This window comes from Oleiphilus sp. HI0128, from assembly GCF_001635365.1.
The window spans coordinates 1-636 of sequence record NZ_LWGG01001280.1; the positions used below are offsets into that span (position 1 = coordinate 1).

1 protein-coding gene is annotated in these 636 nt (G+C 46.5%); it reads right to left on the reverse strand.

Annotated features, from left to right (window positions below; genetic code table 11):
* On the reverse strand, positions 1–624 hold a 624-nt coding region (locus tag A3763_RS21490), incomplete at its 3' end, for an acyltransferase domain-containing protein (protein ID WP_231872283.1).
* Between the last annotated feature and the right edge of the window lie 12 nt (positions 625–636).

Consider the following 636-nt stretch of genomic DNA (forward strand, 5'->3'; position numbering starts at 1 on the left):
TAGGCAGGCGATAAATTGGCTATCTTCAGCTTCTTCTGTTGGCTTTGGTAGGGCCGTTATTATATTAAGGTCATCCTTATCTTCCAAGCATTGGCTAAGTAAGTGAGACGCAACACGTCTTGGGCCGCAATCTATAACAATAAGGTTTGACCACTTGCTTAGCTTTTCAGTGCCACCTTTGAACTGTACCGGAGCTACTATCTGGCTAGCCCAGTAGCGAGTGTCGCTTGCTTGTTCATCTGTAATCCAGTCGCCGCTGACACAGGAAATAAATGGGATACTGGGCTTTTTGCAATGAATGCCCTTGAGCTCTGTGATGAAAGCCTGCTCGGCAGGGATCATCATTGGCGAGTGGAAAGCGTGCGAGGTTCTTAGCTTTGTGCAATGAATACTGGCCTTCTCCAGTGCTTCTTTTGCTTGTTCAATATGAACATCTTCACCAGAGAGAGTGAGTGATTCAGGAGTATTTTGAGCTGAAAGAACAACACTATCCGGAATTAAGTGCTTGATTGCGTCAAAGCTGCTTTCTACGGCTAACATGCTACCACTCGCCTGTCTTTGCATGACTCTGCCGCNCGTTAAAACTACTCTAATTGCCGTGTGTAAATCGAATACCCCAGACAAGGTTGCCGCAGC